The 17,837-nt window shown below is 57.9% G+C and carries 16 protein-coding genes and 6 pseudogenes; 8 read left to right on the top strand and 14 right to left on the bottom strand.

Going from position 1 to position 17,837, the window contains the following annotated elements; genetic code table 11:
- Positions 1–178 precede the first annotated feature (178 nt).
- Positions 179–430: an IS5/IS1182 family transposase gene (locus RL_RS41185; RefSeq protein ID WP_011654147.1), complete on the bottom strand. Its 252-nt coding sequence runs from the start codon at positions 428–430 to the stop codon at positions 179–181.
- Positions 402–794 carry an IS5 family transposase gene (locus RL_RS41180; RefSeq protein ID WP_281409974.1) on the bottom strand — a complete coding sequence of 131 codons (393 nt, stop codon included), beginning with the start codon at positions 792–794 and terminating at the stop codon, positions 402–404. The genes RL_RS41185 and RL_RS41180 overlap by 29 nt, the downstream gene beginning before the upstream one ends.
- A gap of 94 nt (positions 795–888) precedes the next feature.
- On the opposite strand from RL_RS41180, the gene RL_RS27845 reads away from it, so the two are divergent.
- A complete protein-coding gene (locus RL_RS27845) occupies positions 889–1,908 on the top strand; it encodes a 1-aminocyclopropane-1-carboxylate deaminase (protein ID WP_011654145.1) in 1,020 nt (339 codons plus the stop codon).
- Between the two features lie 15 nt (positions 1,909–1,923).
- Here RL_RS27845 and RL_RS40800 read toward each other — a convergent pair.
- From RL_RS40800 to RL_RS27790, 12 genes and pseudogenes are all read right to left on the bottom strand, one after another.
- Positions 1,924–2,090: pseudogene (locus RL_RS40800) on the bottom strand (DUF4158 domain-containing protein); the annotation flags it as partial.
- Between the two features lie 421 nt (positions 2,091–2,511).
- A pseudogene (locus RL_RS27835) lies at positions 2,512–3,490 on the bottom strand (IS5 family transposase).
- Between the two features lie 166 nt (positions 3,491–3,656).
- Positions 3,657–4,001: a hypothetical protein gene (locus RL_RS27830; protein ID WP_011654143.1), complete on the bottom strand. Its 345-nt coding sequence runs from the start codon at positions 3,999–4,001 to the stop codon at positions 3,657–3,659.
- A gap of 49 nt (positions 4,002–4,050) precedes the next feature.
- Positions 4,051–4,341: a helix-turn-helix domain-containing protein gene (locus RL_RS27825; protein WP_011654142.1), complete on the bottom strand. Its 291-nt coding sequence runs from the start codon at positions 4,339–4,341 to the stop codon at positions 4,051–4,053.
- A 70-nt stretch (positions 4,342–4,411) separates the two neighbouring features.
- The gene (locus tag RL_RS27820) at positions 4,412–5,284 is read right to left on the bottom strand and encodes a glycine betaine ABC transporter substrate-binding protein (protein WP_011654141.1); all 873 of its coding nucleotides are present in this window, start codon (positions 5,282–5,284) and stop codon (positions 4,412–4,414) included.
- A 136-nt stretch (positions 5,285–5,420) separates the two neighbouring features.
- Positions 5,421–6,230: pseudogene (locus RL_RS27815) on the bottom strand (ABC transporter permease); the annotation flags it as partial.
- 22 nt (positions 6,231–6,252) lie between these two features.
- Entirely contained in the window at positions 6,253–7,485 is a 1,233-nt protein-coding gene (gene proV / locus RL_RS27810; RefSeq protein WP_011654139.1) for a glycine betaine/L-proline ABC transporter ATP-binding protein ProV, read from the bottom strand.
- A gap of 293 nt (positions 7,486–7,778) precedes the next feature.
- Positions 7,779–7,997: a putative metallopeptidase gene (locus tag RL_RS39920; RefSeq protein ID WP_131604168.1), complete on the bottom strand. Its 219-nt coding sequence runs from the start codon at positions 7,995–7,997 to the stop codon at positions 7,779–7,781.
- A gap of 573 nt (positions 7,998–8,570) precedes the next feature.
- Complete coding sequence (locus RL_RS38290) at positions 8,571–8,753, bottom strand: aminoglycoside phosphotransferase family protein (protein WP_077979373.1); 183 nt, start codon at positions 8,751–8,753, stop codon at positions 8,571–8,573.
- Positions 8,754–8,850: 97 nt separating this feature from the next.
- Positions 8,851–9,742 (bottom strand): annotated as a pseudogene (locus RL_RS27800) (antitoxin).
- Complete coding sequence (locus tag RL_RS27795) at positions 9,739–10,821, bottom strand: hypothetical protein (RefSeq protein ID WP_011654136.1); 1,083 nt, start codon at positions 10,819–10,821, stop codon at positions 9,739–9,741. Before RL_RS27795 ends, RL_RS27800 begins: the two are co-directional and overlap by 4 nt.
- Before the next feature lie 248 nt (positions 10,822–11,069).
- Positions 11,070–11,483 (bottom strand): annotated as a pseudogene (locus RL_RS27790) (flavin reductase family protein); the annotation flags it as partial.
- Between the two features lie 2 nt (positions 11,484–11,485).
- On the opposite strand from RL_RS27790, the pseudogene RL_RS27785 reads away from it, so the two are divergent.
- The 7 genes and pseudogenes from RL_RS27785 to RL_RS27755 all read left to right on the top strand — a co-directional run.
- Positions 11,486–12,097 (top strand): annotated as a pseudogene (locus RL_RS27785) (GlxA family transcriptional regulator); the annotation flags it as partial.
- Positions 12,098–12,765: 668 nt separating this feature from the next.
- Positions 12,766–13,533, top strand: a complete 768-nt coding sequence (locus RL_RS27780) for a transporter substrate-binding domain-containing protein (RefSeq protein ID WP_041936818.1) — start codon at positions 12,766–12,768, stop codon at positions 13,531–13,533.
- A 54-nt stretch (positions 13,534–13,587) separates the two neighbouring features.
- A complete protein-coding gene (locus RL_RS27775) occupies positions 13,588–14,238 on the top strand; it encodes an amino acid ABC transporter permease (protein WP_011654132.1) in 651 nt (216 codons plus the stop codon).
- A gap of 22 nt (positions 14,239–14,260) precedes the next feature.
- Positions 14,261–15,025, top strand: coding sequence for an amino acid ABC transporter ATP-binding protein (locus RL_RS27770; protein WP_028743859.1), 765 nt, complete (start codon positions 14,261–14,263; stop codon positions 15,023–15,025).
- 16 nt (positions 15,026–15,041) lie between these two features.
- Positions 15,042–15,518: a RidA family protein gene (locus tag RL_RS27765; RefSeq protein WP_011654130.1), complete on the top strand. Its 477-nt coding sequence runs from the start codon at positions 15,042–15,044 to the stop codon at positions 15,516–15,518.
- Entirely contained in the window at positions 15,518–17,017 is a 1,500-nt protein-coding gene (locus RL_RS27760; protein WP_011654129.1) for an amidohydrolase family protein, read from the top strand. Before RL_RS27765 ends, RL_RS27760 begins: the two co-directional genes overlap by 1 nt.
- Positions 17,018–17,082: 65 nt before the next feature.
- Positions 17,083–17,835, top strand: coding sequence for a maleate cis-trans isomerase family protein (locus RL_RS27755; protein WP_028743861.1), 753 nt, complete (start codon positions 17,083–17,085; stop codon positions 17,833–17,835).
- Positions 17,836–17,837: the final 2 nt, after the last annotated feature.

Below are 17,837 nucleotides of genomic sequence, written 5' to 3'. Positions count from 1 at the left end.
GCAGCTATCCGTCTTCGATTTTTCAACGCGCGGCGCGGCGGCCATCAACTGGCCGACCCGATTATAACGGCTGCCGCGAGGTGAATGATTGCGCTGAAACTTTGGTCGGTTTTGTCCGCTCGCATTCAATGCGTTTGAACTCTTTGAGTTTGCAGAAGAAATTCTCGATGAGGTGCCGCTATTTGTAGATTTCGCTGTCGAGTGGAAGAGCTGCTTTTCGTCGTGGATGCTGGGAGATGACGACCTTAGCTCCACGCTCGTTTAAATCAGCGACGATTTGGTTGCTGTCGAAGGCCTTGTCAGCGATCAGCCCGTCAAAACCAATGCCATCGATGAGCGGAGCAACGCCTACCGTGTCGAAGCGATGACCGGGCAGAAGAACAAAGAGATTTCCAAGTGTGTCAGTCAACGCAAGGATCTTGGTCGTCAAGCCGCCCTTCGAACGCCCTATAGCCTGGCTCTGAGTCCCCTTTTGAGCCCTGTCCGTGGCGGTGGACCTTGACGATGGTGGCGTCAACCATGGCATATTCCATGTCAGGCTCATCTGAGCAGACCTCAAAAAGCCTTGTGAAAACATCGGCTTTGACCCAATCACGATACCGTTTGTAGATCGTGTTCCAGTTCCCAAAAGCCGTGGGGAGATCTCGCCACGGGCTTCCTGTACGCACAATCCAAAGAATTGCCTCGATGAAGCGCCGGTTGTTGCTGCCACTTCGGCCGGGATCAGACGGCTTGCCGTGGCAATGTGGTTCCATTTTCGCCCATTGGGCGTCCGTCAGCACAAATCGTTCCATCTGCAGCTTGAATCACAAACAAGCCCCAGAAGAAACCCTGAACCTCAACAGCCCCTAGCCTTCGACCACAAATTCGGCACGGAGGTCCTGATCGATGTCACTGTTGGAAAAGTTCGAACGCTACCAGCTCACCTTCGGCCCGACGCCGATCGAGCACCTGCCGCGGCTGACTGCGGCGCTGGGCGGCAAGGTCGACATCTATGCCAAGCGCGACGACTGCAATTCCGGCCTCGCCATGGGCGGCAATAAGCTCAGGAAGCTCGAATATATCGTGCCCGACGCGATCGCCTCCGGCGCGGATACGCTGGTGTCGATCGGTGGGGTCCAGTCGAATCATACCCGCATGGTGGCTGCGACTGCGGCGAAGATCGGCATGAAATGTGTCGTCATCCAGGAGAAATGGGTGCCGCACTACGATGCGGTCTATGACCGTGTCGGCAATATCCTGATGACGAAACTGATGGGCGCCGACAGCCGGCTGGTCGAGGATGGGTTCGACATCGGCATCCGCAAGAGCTGGGAGGATGCGATTCAGTCGGTAGAGGATGCGGGCGGCAAGCCCTACGCGATCCCGGCTGGCGCTTCGGTACACAAGTTCGGAGGCCTCGGCTATGTCGGCTTCGCCGAGGAAGTCGCGGCACAGGAAAAGGACCTCGGCTTCATCTTCGACTATATCATCGTCTGCGTTGTCACCGGTTCAACCCAGGGCGGAATGATCGTCGGCTTTGCCGCACTAAACAGGGCCGACCGGGTGATTGGCATCGACGCCTCGGGCACCCTCCAGCAGACGCGGGATCAGGTGCGGAAGATCGTCGATGCGACCTCGGAACTCGTGAACCTTGGTCGGTCGGTGCGTGAAGACGAGATCGTCATCAACCCTGACTACGCCTATCCCGCCTATGGAGTGCCCTCGGAGGAGACCAACGAGGCGATCCGGCTCGCGGCGCGCACCGAGGCGATGATTACCGACCCAGTCTATGAGGGAAAGTCGATGCAGGGGATGATCGATCTCGCACGCAAGGGCTTCTTCTCCGAGGGCTCGAAGGTGCTGTACGCCCATCTCGGCGGCGCCCCGGCGCTCAACGGCTATAGCTATTACTACAAGGACGGGTGATTGGCACCGTCAGGTTAACCGGCCCGGGTATCGCGTTAAACATAGCTGAATGGCAAGTCGAGCCGATTATGATCACGCCTCCGCAGGTCGATCTCCAGTCGATCCGACAGTGAAAACGAATAGCGTCGGATGAGGCTGTCTTCTCGACTGTTATAACGAAAAACTTCCGTGGATCCGCGCACGTTTCCCCAGGGATGAGATAACCCCAGCGCGGACCAAAAAGCTACCCGCATAAGCGGAAAGCGAACAGCAAACGATCAGGACAACCATGACATCTCACCTCGCAAGACAGAAGCATGCTGAGGAAAGACTAGGCGCAGCCCTTCAACAAATGAACGACGCCATCCGCGACGTACACAAATCCGGTATTGATGTCGATATCAGCACCCTCACCATGCACACGCCGCGTGGCCCGATGGTTCAAGTCGACCTAAAGGCGTTCCGCGCATGTGGAGCCCCGCCAGTGTTGCGGTTGGTGGAAGAATAAATGCGGTGACATCGGGCATTTGTCACCGTGCCGCAATATCACGTGCCTGGGCTCCCACCAACAGCACTGTTGCATGGATCAGACTTTGGACAAGGCAACCCTATCCACTGCATTTTTCATGCAACGCGCTCGAACTTGGGCCGGCCAAGTTCTGTCGTCCGGTTAAGAACACGGACGCCAATCTTCGCTTCAGTCTTCTGATTTTCAAAATGTCGTGCTTTGAGTTTGGGCCCGGCACAGCCTTCCATCGACCCATCTGGGTCTCAGCGCGACTGCGCTTGTTGTAGTCGGTGGATTTCTGCAATGGCCATCCGCCCTTTAGTCTGGATTTCTGCAATATGGCGATCGCGGACGGATGGAACCAGCCCCGATTGAGGGCTGGCAACGGCAGTCTTGGGAGGTGGGATAATGACCTCTACGATCTCACCAGAGCGTGTCGCCAAAAGATCTCGGCTTGGCGTTCCATCATAGGCGCCGGCGGCAATGAACTTCTCGAAGGGGCCACCGATCTGGTCCAGAAGTCCTGGTAACGCTGTCGGATCGCCGACATCATCCACGGTCAGATCGGAACAAACAATCTCACCAATGACAAGATGAGACCAAGGTGCAGTTTGCGCCATCTTTTGCGTTTGGCCTTGGTTTTGTGCTTGTTTTCCACCCACTCGCCCTCGCCGAAGACCTTCAAGCCGGTGCTGTCGACAACCAGATGGACCGGACCTGATGTTGTGGCTCGGGACTTTGTCGACGGCAACGCCAGCCCTTTGCTCCGGCGAGACAGGGTGGAGACGTCAGGCACGGCAATATTGAACCCCATCAGCGCCGCAACACTGCGCATCAAGCCTTGGGTCTGGCGTAGCGCCAGCCCGTAGACGACGCGCAGGATCAAGCACAACGTAATCGCCAGATCCGAGTTTTCGGCTGACCACCCCGCGATGTCCGCCTTCGCGCCGTCCATAAAGACAGGGCCTCATCCTTCACCCAGATGGTCAAATCACCACGTTGACGCAGGCTTTCATTATATGCCGGCCAATTCGTCACCTGATATTTCTGCTTGGCAATCTTGTCCCGCCGATCGGCTTTGGACGTGTGCGGCATCGTCGAAATCCCGATCAGGAGACTGAAAACAACCGCTCAATATCAGTCGCCGGGTGATCCACGCAACAACGCCACTAGGAAGGGGGCTGGCCGAAGACGAACAGGCCGGCATCTGCGATCCACGCTGATGCCGGCCGAGATGGGCGGAACTTGGCAGGGGAAAAAGCTATCCGTGGATATAGGCAGCGGACAACGGCCCGAGCTCCGCCGAGATCTGTCGCCACCTCGCCGGCTGCGCGCCGGTGCGGGAAATCATCGCTTCGATCAAGCCGGTCGATACCGCATGCTTCAGTTTGGGGTCACCGCTTCGCATGCCGAGTTCGATCAGCTCGAATACCCTCTGGCGGTCTTCAAGCGATGAAAAACGCTCGGCGATCAGCCATCCCATATCCGAATAGAGGGCGTGCATGGCAGAGAGATCGATCGGCTGGCCGGTTGTCGATCCTGCTTCCAGGGCCGGCGCCCCAGGTATGTTCTGCGTCAGTTCGGATGTGATTGTGCTGGTATCCATCGATGTCGTTCCTTGTCCTGCTGAAATCGTTTGGCGCGGCCGTTGGCCGTCAGTCCGGACGAAAGGCAGAAGCGTTGTCACTGGTGATCCAGGTTGGCCCTTCGCCACGTCCGCTGACGAGCCACGCCAGGCTGACCCCGAGCGCTTCGGCAATCATCACGAGGCGGTCGGGGAAGGGAGCGTCACGATCGTTTTCCCAGTCGATCCAGGTGCCTGCCGCGATGCCGATTGCGAGGGCGGCGGCTTCGACCGACAGGCCGTTCGCGTCGCGCGCCAGCGATATCCGGCCGCCGATGGTGTCGTCAGTCGTGTAGAACGTGTCCGGGCTGTCGATATACAACTGCCGCTCCTGCTCAATCTTGCGAAGATGCTCACCAGCACGATGGTGCTGGGGAGCATGATGTCGGAGATCAGCCTTCCTCGCCGATCCAGCTCTTCACCTGGTCGGGGTGGTCGGCAATGTACTTGTCGACTGCTTGATCATAGGAGCTCTGCTGCGCGGTAAACATCGCCGCTTCCAGATCGGGAATCGGCAGCTTCATGCGCGACAGGAAGTCGGCAACCTTGGGATATTCCGACTTGAAGTCCTTGCGCGCCAGAATGTCGACGTGCTCGGCTTCACCCAACGATTTTTTCGGGTCGTCGAGGTAGCGCAGCTGGTGCTTGCCGAACATCCAGTGCGGGCTCCAGGCGGTGGCCACGAACCACTTTTCGCCGCGCACGGCGCGATCGACGGTGGTCAGCATGCCGGCTTCGCTGGAGATCTGCAGCTTGTAGCTGCCCAGCCCGTAATCCTTCTCGGCCTTCTCCGACAGGCGCGTTAGGCCGGCGCCGGGGTCGATGCCCTGGATGGTGCCGGAGAGCTTCTTCTGGACGTCTTCCTTCTTGAGATCCTCGATCGAGCCGATCTGGTCTGCGGGAATGTAGTCCGGGACGACCCAGCCGAGCTTGGCGCCGTCATAGACGGTGCCGAGCGTCTCGACCTTCTCCTTGACCTTGGCATAATAGTCCGCATGGGTCTGCGGCAGCCAGGCCATCATCATCGCATCGAGATCGCCGCGGCCGACACCCTGGTAGAGCGGCGCCACGTCTGCCTGCACAAGCTCGACCTTCTGGTTGAGCTTGGTCTCGATCAGCCTGGCAGCGAGCTTAGTGACGAATTCGGCGTCGGACCATGCGGCCCAGCCGATCTTCACCGGCTTGGCATCCGCAGCCATGGTCGCTGTGACGGTGCCAACGAGAAGGGCGGCGGCGAGGCCGAGGGTTGCGAGTGTTTTGAACATATGTGCTCCTTTTGTGAAGGTCCGCATTAGACGGGTCGTTGCCCGCATTGGTCTGACGCGGGGGTCAGGCAGTAGCGGTCGCCAGTTCCTCGCGCTCGGTCTTGCGGAACAGTCCCAGCCAGAAGGCGGCGCGGGGTTTTCCGAGGCTCTGGGTGATCCGGTCGAGAATGACGGCCAGGATGACAACGGCGATACCGCCTTCGAAGCCGGTGCCGACATCGAGACGCTGGATGCCCGTCAGTACCGTGTTGCCGATGCCACCGGCACCGATCATCGAGGCGATCACCACCATCGACAGCGACAACATGATCGTCTGGTTGATGCCGGCCATGATCGAGGGCAGGGCATTCGGCAACTGCACCTTGAAGAGCAACTGCGTAGCGGTGCAGCCGAAGGCATTGCCGGCCTCGATGAATTCGCCATCCACCTGGCGGATGCCGAGATTGGTGAGGCGGGCCACCGGTGGCATTGAGAAGATCACCGTGGCGATCGCGCCGGGTACGGCACCGAGGCCGAAGAACATCGCGGCCGGGATCAGGTAGACGAAGGCCGGCATGGTCTGCATCAGGTCCAGAACAGGGCGCACGAAGGCGGCGACGGAATCCTTGCGCGCCATGGAGATGCCGAGCGGCAGGCCGACCAGCATGGCGATCAGCGTCGAGGCGATCACCAGCGATAGCGTCTCCATCATCGGGCCCCAGAGGGCGATGTGATTGACGAGCAGCAGGCCGAGCGCGGTGAACACCGCAAAGCCGATGCCGACACGCCAGAGCGACAGGATCACGAAGATCGCGATGCCGACAGGCATGGGGATAGCCAGCAGGGCATTCTGGATACCATCCGTGACGAAGCCGATGGTCGCGGCGATGGCGTCCAGCAGCGGTGAGAAATTGTCGAGGACGTAATTGACGGCAGCGTCGATGCCGTTTCCGATATCGAAGTTCATAGTATATCCGATGTGTTTGGGGTCAGCTGGCGCGATCGAGCGTTTCGAGCAGCGCCGACTTGCTGATGGAGCCGATATAGCGGTTGCGATCGCAGACGACGGGTACCGGCCATGGGCTGGCGGCGACCTTGCCGAGCACGTTCGACAAAGGCTCGGAAGCCGGAATGGCCTGGATCTCGGTCAGGAAAGCACCGCGATAGGGGTCGGCTGCCTTGGCCCGCATCTTCTCGATCAGCGAAGTTTGGCTGATCATGCCGTGATAGGTCTTGTCGCGGCCGAGGATGATCGCGTATTCACGATCGTAGTTCTTCATTCGCTCGAGCGCTGCGGCAGCGGACACGCCTTCGCGCTCGATGATCGTCACCTGCGACTTGCGGGCAACATCGCCGGCCTTGAAGACATGGGCGACATCGACATTGCGGAAGAACGAGCGAACATAGTCGTTGGCCGGCTGGGTGACGATTTCATCGGGCGCGCCGACCTGCACGACATTGCCGTTCTGCATGATGCAGATCCGGTCGCCGATGCGCATCGCCTCGTCGAGATCGTGGCTGACGAAAACGATGGTGCGGCTGTGTTCCGACTGCAGGCGAACCAGTTCGTCCTGCATTTCCGTGCGGATCAGCGGGTCGAGGGCCGAGAAGGCTTCGTCCATCAGCAGGATCGTCGGCTCGCTGGCCAGTGCGCGGGCAAGGCCGACGCGCTGCTTCATGCCACCGGAGAGCTGGTCCGGGCGGCTGTCGGCATAGCCATCTAGGCCAACGGCCTTCAGCGCCGCCAGTGCCTTCTGCTTGCGGCCGGCCTCGCCGACACCGGCGACTTCGAGACCGAAGGCGGCGTTGTTGAGGACCGTGCGGTTCGGCAGCAGTGCAACGGATTGGAAGACCATGCTGATGTCGCGGCGGCGAAGCGCGATCAGCTCGCTGCGCGACATGCCGGTGATGTCGCGGCCATCGATCTCGATCGATCCGGAACTCGGTTCGATCAGTCGGTTGAGAAGGCGCAGCAGCGTTGATTTGCCGGAGCCCGACAGGCCCATGATCACGAATATCTCGCCGGCACGAATATCGAAACTGGCGTCGTTGACGCCGATCGAGCAGCCCGTTGCTGCATGAATTTCAGACTTGGTCTTTCCGGCCCGCAGTAGTGCGAAGGCTTTTTTCGGATGCTCGCCGAAGACTTTGTAGATGTTCTTGAGGCTGATCTTGGTCGTTGCCGATTGTGTCGGCGCGTCTTTTCCAGTTGCAGAATTCATATAATTTGGGCGCCGAGCTCAAGAGGCTAGGCATTCTCCTTTTTTAGCCGATGCTTGTCGAGACGGCAGTATTTACTGTGAATTTCCAAGTGTCGGGTGTGTTTCCAATGTAGAAAAGCGCTATTGATTTAATCACGTATCTGGCCATCCAAGTATGGCTTTGCCATAATGGCAATCATCGATAGTAACGTCTGCGTTCGGCGCTTCATGTTCCATTCGAAACCAGCGCTTCGGCGGAGGCATTGAACGTTATGTAGGTGGATATACGCTCGATGTCCATAAAAAAATGAAATTTATTGCCAGCGGGTCATCGTGATGGCGCAAAAATAGGCTGTTTTGGGCTTCTGCGACCCTGGCGTTGTGCGCGGCTTCGGGTGAATCCGACGCTTGCGGAACTTCGGGGCTCCGAAGTCGTCGAGCTCCTGCGCACAGTGCGATAGCTCATGCTCCATGAGGGCGCGGGCCTGAGCGTCGCTTGCAGACATCCAGAAGTTGGCATCGATCGTGATCATGAAATCAGGGACCGACCCGAACACAGCGACGACGCCTTCAAGCGCAACCTAGTCCGTCAGGGCCCTGGCCAGATCTGCAGCGCGAACTGGTCGGGTACGGGCGCGACGCCGAAGGACCTCGTAGTAAGGTTTCACAACGATATAGAAGGTGAAGCTTCCTTCACCTTCTCCATTTCCCTGCGCTCGCCTTTTGCTGTCTTTCGTTATCTTGGAGCATTGATGCGATCCACCCCCAATGCCTTCAGGCTCCAGACGGAGGAGGCCCTTCGGCGGGCGACCGACACATCGATTATCAAAGTTACTCGGGGACGATCGCACAACTGCTTTGCCGCCACAGTCTACCGTGGCTCGGCTTATTGCGTCCCAGAGAGGGGCGCCGAAAACACCAATCAAGTCTTTTCGATCCTCGCCCAGCTTATTGCGCTCAGCGTTACCCCGGGGACGCTGCCGGTTACAAGTGACGTGCGCCTGATCCAGTAAGTGGTATGTTTAGGTGCGCCTTTCGCGATGCTTTGTGGCAAGTCGCAACAGTCGGAATACTCGCATAGGCCAGCGGAGCAGCGACCATATTGACTACCGACTACGGTGCCTCCGTTCAAAGACGCGCCTACCCTGACGCGGTCGATCCAAGATTGCGTTAAACCATTGCGCCAGTGGAAGCAGCTCGGGCAACTGATGCTTTCTTGCTTGATGGAGTCGCGCGGTAGCCGCACATATAATGGCACTTGCCTCGTCGTCTTGGCCGTGTTCGGCCATTTGTGGTGCGGAAAAATCCTGCGCTTTCTGGCCGCGTTGGCCGGAGGGCGATGATGCTCGACGTCGAGTTCACCGCCTGCGGCCCGCGCTCCGAGCATCACTTGAACGCAATACCAAGCGCGCTTAAAAACTCGAGCATGATGTCATTGACGGCACGCTGGCGCAAAATCCGGGCTTCTCTGATTTCCGTGTCGTCTGGCAGCACCTTCAATTTCGAACTGCGCCACGGCAACGTTGCCTTCGCGCAAGTAGCCTTCGTCTGGAGCAAAAGCGTCAGGGCACGTTCGATGACCTCCCGATCGTTGCCTTTCAGAGCCTCTTGGAATTTGGCGATTGCGCCGGCGAGCCCGCCTTCTCCGTGTTCGAGGCAGTAGACGAGATCGTGCGCATCTTTGCGCTCACGCCGGTGATCAAAGGCAAACGCCTTGAGGCATGTGAATGCCACGATATCGGCGTAGGGGGATGGATTCTGTCGAGCGGCCTTTTTCCCCCAACAGATCAGCGGTGACTTCCATCCGATCGTGGTGCCCGAACACGAGCGACGCGTGAGGGATATTCACTGCAGAAACATTTCCTTCCGTCGGCAGTTCCTGCAATGCGCCACCCCGGAGCTTCGGATCGTCTGCCAAGAACTCCAGAATGACGAGAATGCCGTGCTCGGTCATGGTCTGCCAACGCCAGTTGACCTTATTGCCCTTGTCATTTTGCGCACGCTCGAAACCCATTTTTTTGAGGTTCTGCTCGAGCGTCCGGTATGCCTCTGTGTCGGCGAGGATCGACAGATCGACGACGACATCGATATCACCGGTTCCTGCATGAGGCGGGACGTCAGGCGGCCTCTTGGTGACGATGTAGCGCGGTGCAAGCCCACCGACCAGAAAGACGGAATCACGCCAGGGGCCGAGGCCGCTGAAGAGCGTAACCAGGACGCGCTCGCAGTCGCGGGTAACATCGGCACTGTATTCAGTCAGTATCTGGGGCTTTGTCATTCGGGTACCGCGAGTTTTGTCAGCCGAAGATGGTCGGCCAGTTCCTTTGAGCGACCGCTGTCAAGCTGCAGGAGATCGAGGTAGGTTTGAAGTGGATCTGTGACCCAGACATGACCGACCCGTTGGCGAAACAGAAAGTCGTGGCGTGGATTAGAGTCTATAACTCCCAGATTCCAGCCCTCTTTGACAGCCTTTGCTCCCAGTTTTCGAAGAAGGCTTTCGCCGCCATGATCGATGCGGCAATGGATTTGGGATATCTTCGAGAGGTGCGGTGCATGGATCTGCCCGGCCATAAGCCCGGAAATTTCGTAGCGAGCTCCCGTCTCATCGCAGATGCGGTCAATCTCACGGATCGCCTCATCGATATTGGTCATCCGCATATAGTATGAGCGAAGCGGCTTCGGCTTGATCGAAGCGACATAGGAAGACCACTCGTCAAGCAGCGCGCGGGGATTGGAGAGTATCCTTTCCTTCGATGGACCGGCACCCTTGGAGCTCACCCATTCGCGGCGCTCTAGTTCGATAAGAACCTGGGATGCAGTTGTGGGAGATACGGATGCCCGCTCGGCCAGTTCATGCACACCGAACCATTGGTCCTTAAATGTCCAGACGGCATGGAGGGCCTTTGCGCGACTTCCAACGAACAGATTGTTAAGCGATCGAGCCTGCTGCTTCGAGGCTGGCTTTTCGACGAGAACAAAGAGATTGTCGGCCGAAAGATAGAGGCTGCCGCTACGATCGAAATAACCGATCTTTTCCTGTCGCAGGAGTGCACGCGCACCCGGGGAAATGGTATCGGCCATCAATAGGGGGAGAACTCTAAAATTGCCTGGCGGCATAGCGGCAATGAATTTCTTCAGCTGCCAGATTGCTTCCCTGACATCTCTTGGGAAAGCTGATTTTTTGACCTCGACAACAAGTTTGAGAGGCGCATCAGAAAATCGTGCATCTATAAGGAAATCTGCGTGAGAGTTTCCCATCTGCGGCTCAAACCTCGGCTCGGACGTGATTTCCCCGCCTGCCTCCGTGAGGCTGGCCGTCAATTCACCCAACATATCGATAGCTATGAAATCTTCCACGATATTCCCTGCGCAGCAAATATAGCCTCTATGCCGAATATCCGCAAAAATGTCTATATGTACTGCGCAGCAAACAAAAGCAAACTGCTGTTCTGGCTTGCCTCATGCCCGATTTGGAATCGTCCACGTCGCGCGAGCGCCTTGAAGGGACACGAACTCCAGAACGTCATTTAGCTACTAAAATACAGCCGCGACAGCCACACAAAATGCTCAATTTTCGCGTGGCCACCTAATATCTAGCTTAAGCCTTATCGCTCAATAATCAGATCGGTGAGCGGTTTCGAACAGCAGGGCAGGAAAAATCCGGCGTCGATTTCGCGTTGGCGGATGCCGCCGTTGTGGTGCATGTTGATGGTGCCGCTGACGAGTTTCGATTTGCAGGTGCCGCAGAGGCCGTTCGAGCAGGATGACGGGATTTTAATGCCGGCTTTTTTTGCGCAGGACAGCACGGTCTGATCGGATGTGACGTCAATCGTACGACCCTGCTTGGCAAACTCGACCTTGAAGGGTGCGAGCACTGCCTCGCCCGTCATCGGAGGCGGAGCGTCGTCGATCACGGCGGCGTCGAAACTCTCTTCGATGTAATTTTCGGGCGGCACGCCGAGGTCGGCGGAAATCGTGCGTGACGCCGCCATGAACGGAGCCGGGCCGCAGCACCTGATCACTGATGAAGGAACACCGGACCTGCGTCAGCTGGTTACATTACAACGCGTTTCGCGAGCGCTTCCCCGACCACCAGGTTCGCTCCGACCGAATTTTCAACCTCGACCGGACACGCGGATCCTGCGCCGGCGGCAGCAGCGCCGCCGACATGGCGGCGCTGATCGTGCGGCGTCACATCATCAAGGAAGCCGAGCGCAATGCGCTCGAGGTTCTCCACATCGAAAAAGCGCGAACCGCGCTTGCCATCCAGACCCGCAAACCGCTCTCCATCGAATGCAAGGATCCGAGAATCAGGGCCGTGCTGATCATGATGGAGCAGCATATCGAGCGACGGCTGCCGATCGAGGAACCCGCCGCATCGGTCGGGCTCTCCAGGCGGCAGCTCGAGCGCCTGTTCATGGGCGAAACCAAAAGCTCCCCCGCCCTCGTCTACCGGCGGGTGCGGATGGAACGCGCCAAGCAACTGCTCATCAAGACCAAGGCATCCTTGATCGAAGTTGCCCTTGAAGTCGGGTTCGAGAATGCATCGCATTTCTCGCGTGCATTTTCCCAGACATTCGGACAAAGCCCCACCAGAATGCGTGCTACGGAGTTGAGCTACCGTGCGCTTTGATAATTTTGGGATACGGTCCCCAGCATACGCATTTCGATCGCTGGCTTCTCCGACAAAGTGGTCCCATCTCTCTTGCGCCGTTTGACCACATCATGACGTCGAGGCTCAACCGCCAGCCCGTGTCTATGCTGAGAGGAAAGCGTCGTCCATCAAAGCCAGTGCAGGCTGCCCGAAAAACCGCCTTCAGCGGAATGAGGGTCGGAAGGCTTTTGACGAAGCCTTCTCTCTGAACAATGAAGAGCCGCCGCCACATCACCTCGTGAGCAAGGGTGTTGCGCACTCGGGTGCATCAAATCCCTGCGTTGGCAGATGGCCAAGTGACACTTCAGTCATCAGGAAAAATATCGCCCTCGATATTCTCTAGAATGAATATTCACCACTTCCAGATTTCGTATTTCAAAATTACCAACTATCCAAGGCTGGAAATATTGTACATTACCTGTTCGAATTGGCATATTTATATTGTTAGAAAGCATTTGCATATTTTTTGATCACGACTTTGCCTATTTTTTTGATATTTACTATGATTGTATAATGTATTACATGATTGCTGCTTCCTGGATTTCACTCCTGGAATAAAAAAGGGGAACACAATGCAGAATTTCACTCGCAGACTGTTTTTGGCAGCCACAATGGGTTTGGCTGTAGCCGTTGGCGCAGGATCCGCCATGGCAGCCGAGCGGACGCTCGCCGCCATCAAGGCAGACGGCGTCATCAAGATCGGGGTCGAAGGCGTTTTTGCGCCTTTCAGCTATCGGGAGAATGGCGTGATCGTTGGCTATGACGTTGATCTCGCTGAGATGATGTTCAAGGATCTCGGCGTGAAGCCGGAGTTCGTCGATACCCAGTGGTCAGGCATCGTCCCTGCCCTGCTTTCCAGCAAGTTCGATATCATCATGAGTTCGCTGTCCTATACCAAGGAGCGGATGCAGAAGGTTAATTTCTCCATCCCTTACGCGGATTCCTCGCTTGCCATGCTGGTACGCGCCGCAGACGAAAGCACGATAAAGTCCTTCGACGACATGTCGGGAAAACCCATTGCCATCAAGGCCGGCACGCCCGAGGAAGCGTCGATGCCGAAATTCAACGAGCAGGTGGAGAAGGCCAAGGGCAACGGTTTCGGAGAGGTCAAAGTTTTCGATTCTGAGCCGATGTCCATTCTCGCCCTCAACCAGGGCACGGTCGATGGCGTGATCAGCAACATGACCAACCTTGGTCTTGTCATCAAGAACGCGCCCGGCAAATATGCGCTGGTGCAAAATGTTGCCGGCAGCAGCCTAGCCGGGATCGGCATCCGCAAGGAGGACGAGGAACTTCGCAAGTATATTGACGAACAGCTCCTGGCTGCGACCAAGAGCGGCAAGCTGATGGAACTGCAGACGAAATGGTTCGGCGTTGCGTTCGACATGCCGACCACCGTTCCCGTAATGGAATGATTTCCCTGACCGGTGGCGCGACGCCACCGGCACCCTCCCTCGGCAGGCTCGATAATGATTGACTGGAACATAGTGTGGCTGTCTGTGCCACTTCTGGCAAAGGCTTCGGTCGTAACGATACAGATCGCGGTTCTTGCCGGGATAGCGGAAATCGTTTTCGGAATCGCGCTCGGGCTTGTGTCGTTGGCACAGTCGCGGCTGATCCGCACGCCGGTTGCAATCTATGTCGACGTTATCCGCGGCACGCCGCTGCTGATACAGATCTTCTTCGTCTACTTCGTGCTGCCTGGCTTCGGCATTGGCTTCAACGAGTTCTGGGCGGGCGTGACCGCCCTTGGGCTGAACGGAGCGGCCTTTATAGCGGAAACCGTCCGCGGCGCTGTAGGTTCGATTGAGAAAGGGCAGTCCGAGGCCGCCCGCTCGATCGGAATGCGGGAACACCAGACCTTGATCTGGATCCTGCTGCCGCAGGCGCTCCGCCAGATCGTGCCGCCAACCACCAACGAAGTGATCAATCTCACCAAGAACACATCGCTTCTTTCGGCTATCTCCGTTTTTGAGTTGACCCGGTCCGGTCAATCCATCGTCTCCATGTATTTCGCGCCTCTGGAAGTCTACGGCCTACTGGCGATCTACTACTATGTCATCGTCAAGGCGCTGACTGTTCTCTCCCGAAAACTCGAAAACATCCTGCCGAAGTGGTGACGTGATGCCTTCTACAGTTCCCATGCTCAGGACCGAACAGCTCAGCAAGTCTTTCGGAGGCACTCAAGTGCTGAAGGGCATCGATATCAACGTGCCCCAAAAGTCGACCGTGGTGCTGCTCGGCGCGTCCGGCTCCGGAAAGACCACCCTGCTTCGCTGCCTCAATCTCCTGGAAATGCCGACATCGGGCGTCGTCTATCTCGAAGGCGTCAGCCTTGGCGGCAGCTTCATTGGTGATGGTGGAAAATGGGTGCGGGATTCCGAAGCCAGGATTGCCGGACAGAGATCGGACATCGGCTTCGTGTTCCAACGGTTCAACCTTTTCCCCCACTTGACCGCTCTCGACAATGTCGCGATTGGGCCACACCGGGTTCGGGGTAAGAGTAGAACTGAGGCACGAGAGATAGCCACCGCCGCTCTCGAGCAGGTCCACCTCGGCAGCCACATGAATAAACGTCCCTCGCAACTGTCCGGTGGCCAGCAGCAGCGCGTGGCGATCGCCCGGTCCCTGGCCATGGGGCCGAAGGTCATTCTTTTCGATGAACCGACTTCGGCGCTAGACCCTGAGTTGGTGAATGAGGTGCTGGACGTCATGCTCGATCTCGCCCGCACCGGCATGACGATGGTCGTGGTAACCCATGAACTGAAGTTTGCGGCAGATGTGGGGTCCGAAGTCATCTTCATGGCAAACGGCCTGGTGTGCGAGTCGGGAACGCCTGAAGAGCTCTTCCGCCATCCCCAGCAGCCGGAAACCAAGCAGTTTCTCAGGTTTTTCAACCATGTCTGACGATGCGAGCCTAACAATGTCACACGCGACGATCACCCAGAGATTGGCTGATATGAGCATCGTGCTCGGAGGCTACAGAGAGCCTGCGAGCCGCTACAAGCCGGCCATCCGCGTGGGAAATCTCCTGTATTTCTCCGGACAGCTGTCGGCCATGGAATATGACGGGGTCGTTGCCGGCATCACCGGACAGCTCGGCAGCGAGATTGGAGTTGATGCAGGCTATGAGGCGGCGCGGCAATGCGCCATTGGTCTTCTCAATCGTGCCCAGACAATGCTTGGCGACCTTTCCCGGATCAGGCAAATCGCCAGGCTTACCGGCTACATCAACTCCGGCCCGGGCTTCACCGACCAGCATCTCGTGCTGAACGGCTGCTCCGATGTTCTGATAGCCGCCCTTGGCGAGGCCGGCACGCACACGCGCCTTGCGATCGGTGTCGTAGGCTTGTCCTTCAACACCTCCGTCGAGGTGGATTGCATTGTGGAGGTGGATTAATGGACACGATCACATTGACCGCCGCGACGCTCGCCGGCAACGAGCGCGGCCGTGCGACGGATATCTTCATTGAGGCCGACCGGATCGCGGACCTTCAGCCCACCGGTGCCAGGCCTCCCCAAGGAACTGTCATCGATGCAAGCCGGCTCCTGGTCACTCCGGGGCTCATCGACGGACATCATCATTCCCACGAGAATTATCTGAAGGGACGGTTCGAGGGGCAACCCCTGGAACTTGTCATGAACTTCGTCCGACCGCTGAAACCGGTGCCGCTGACGGCCCGGCAGGTTTATGTCAGAACGCTTATCAGTGCGATCCAGGCGATCCGCAGCGGTGCCACCACGCTGGTAGACGACATGAACGTCGGTCCGATGCTCGATCGCAGCCATGTCGATGCAGCCTTCCAGGCCTACGAGGATTGCGGCATCCGCGCACTCCTGGGGTTCACCCTGTTTGACCGGCCGTTCTTTCGGGCCATGCCGTTTGTCGAAGAAGAGTTCCCGGCAGAACTGCTGGCGCAACTCGACGCCGTGCGTCCGACCCCTGCCGGCGATGTCCTCGCGCTGGCGCGGGAGATGGCACGTTCCCGTCATCCTTCCGAACATCGCGTCGGATATATCGTTGCTCCATCGGCTCCCCAGCGGTGCACCGACGATTTTCTCAAGGCGACCCGCAGCCTCGCCGACGAATTCGACCTTCCTGTGATGATCCATGTGCAGGAAACGCGCCTTCAAGCCGTCACGGGCCAGATCATGTATGGGTCGAGCATGTTTGCCCATCTCGATCGGCTGGGCTTTCTCAAGGAAAAAACGGCGCTCATACACGCGGTTTGGCTGACGCCGGCGGATATCTCCATCATCGCCGCATCAGGCGCTTCCGTGCAGCATAATCCCACCGTCAACATGAAACTCGGCTCCGGCCTGATGCCAATGCGGGAGATGCTGGATGCCGGCATCAATGTGAGCCTCGGCACGGACGGGTGCGGCCTCATCGAAACGGCCGACATGCTGCGCGCCGTTTCCAATACCGCCTATGTCCAGAAGCTGCGTGGCAACGATCCGGACCGATGGATCACCGCCCCGGAGGCATTTCATGCAGCGACCAAGGGCGGGGCACGGGCACTGGGCCTTGAGAAGCAGATCGGCGAGATCAAGGTGGGCATGAAAGCCGACCTGTCCGGCTACAGTCTCGACCAGATCGCCTTCGTTCCCCTGAACGACCCCATCCGCCAACTGGTCTATGCCGAGACAGGCTCCGGTCTTCGTCTCTCCATCGTCGATGGCACGGTCATTTTCCGCGACGGAAAGCTGACGCTGATCGACGAGGCGGCGATTCTGCGGGAAGCACAGGAAATACATGCCGAGCTTGAGCCGATCATTACCGCCGTCGAGGAAAGCGTCGCGCCTCTGCTCGCACCCTACAGACGCATCCATGCCCGGTGCCTCTGTCATCCGATTGCCTCCGACACCTATCCTGCCCGGTTCGAATGCGCCCTATAAAAAAATCGTCAGGAGGAACCCCCATGCCAAGTCACGATGCTGACGGCTTTACAAGAGGAAACGCCTTGGATGAGCGGGTACGGCTGGGAATGCTGACCCCATCCTCCAACACGGTGCTGGAACCGGTCACGGTGGCCATGACGGCCGATATCCCATCGGTCAGCAGTCACTTCCAGAGATTTCGGGTGACGCGCATCTCGCTCGAACCACATGATCTCGTGCAGTTTCAGACATCTCATATCGTTCAGGCAGCCGAATTGCTGTCCGACGCGAAGATCGATGTGATCGGCTGGAGCGGGACTTCGGGGAGTTGGCTGGGACAGGCCAATGATGAGGCACTTTGTGCTGAGATTTTCCAGCGCACCGGCATTCCCGCGACAACATCGGTATTGGCTATCAACGAAATACTATCGATCACGAATTGCCGGAAGGTAGCGCTTGTCTCGCCCTACCAACCCGAAATCCAGCGAAAGATCATCGAGAACTACGCCGGTCTGGGCATTGATTGCTCGATCGAGCGGCACCTCGACGACCCCGGAAACTACAGTTTTGCGCAGTGGAGCGAAGACCAGATTGCCGATCTCATCCGCGACGTCGCCAAGGAGAAACCCGACGCGATCATGGTGATGTGCACGAATTTTAGGGCCGCTCCCATAATCGATCGCATGGAGCAGGAAATCGGGATACCCATTTATGACAGCATCGCCGCCGTCGTATGGAAATCCCTCTTCCTGGCCGGAATCGATCCGGGTTTGGTAAAAGGCTGGGGCAGCCTGTTCCAGAACGTCCAACCCATCGCCATGCGCGAAGGAAACTAGCC

The sequence above is a fragment of the Rhizobium johnstonii 3841 genome, from assembly GCF_000009265.1.
Taxonomy (GTDB): domain Bacteria; phylum Pseudomonadota; class Alphaproteobacteria; order Rhizobiales; family Rhizobiaceae; genus Rhizobium; species Rhizobium acaciae.
Note: the sequence above shows the minus strand (reverse complement) of the source record. Positions and strands in the feature narration are given on the sequence as shown.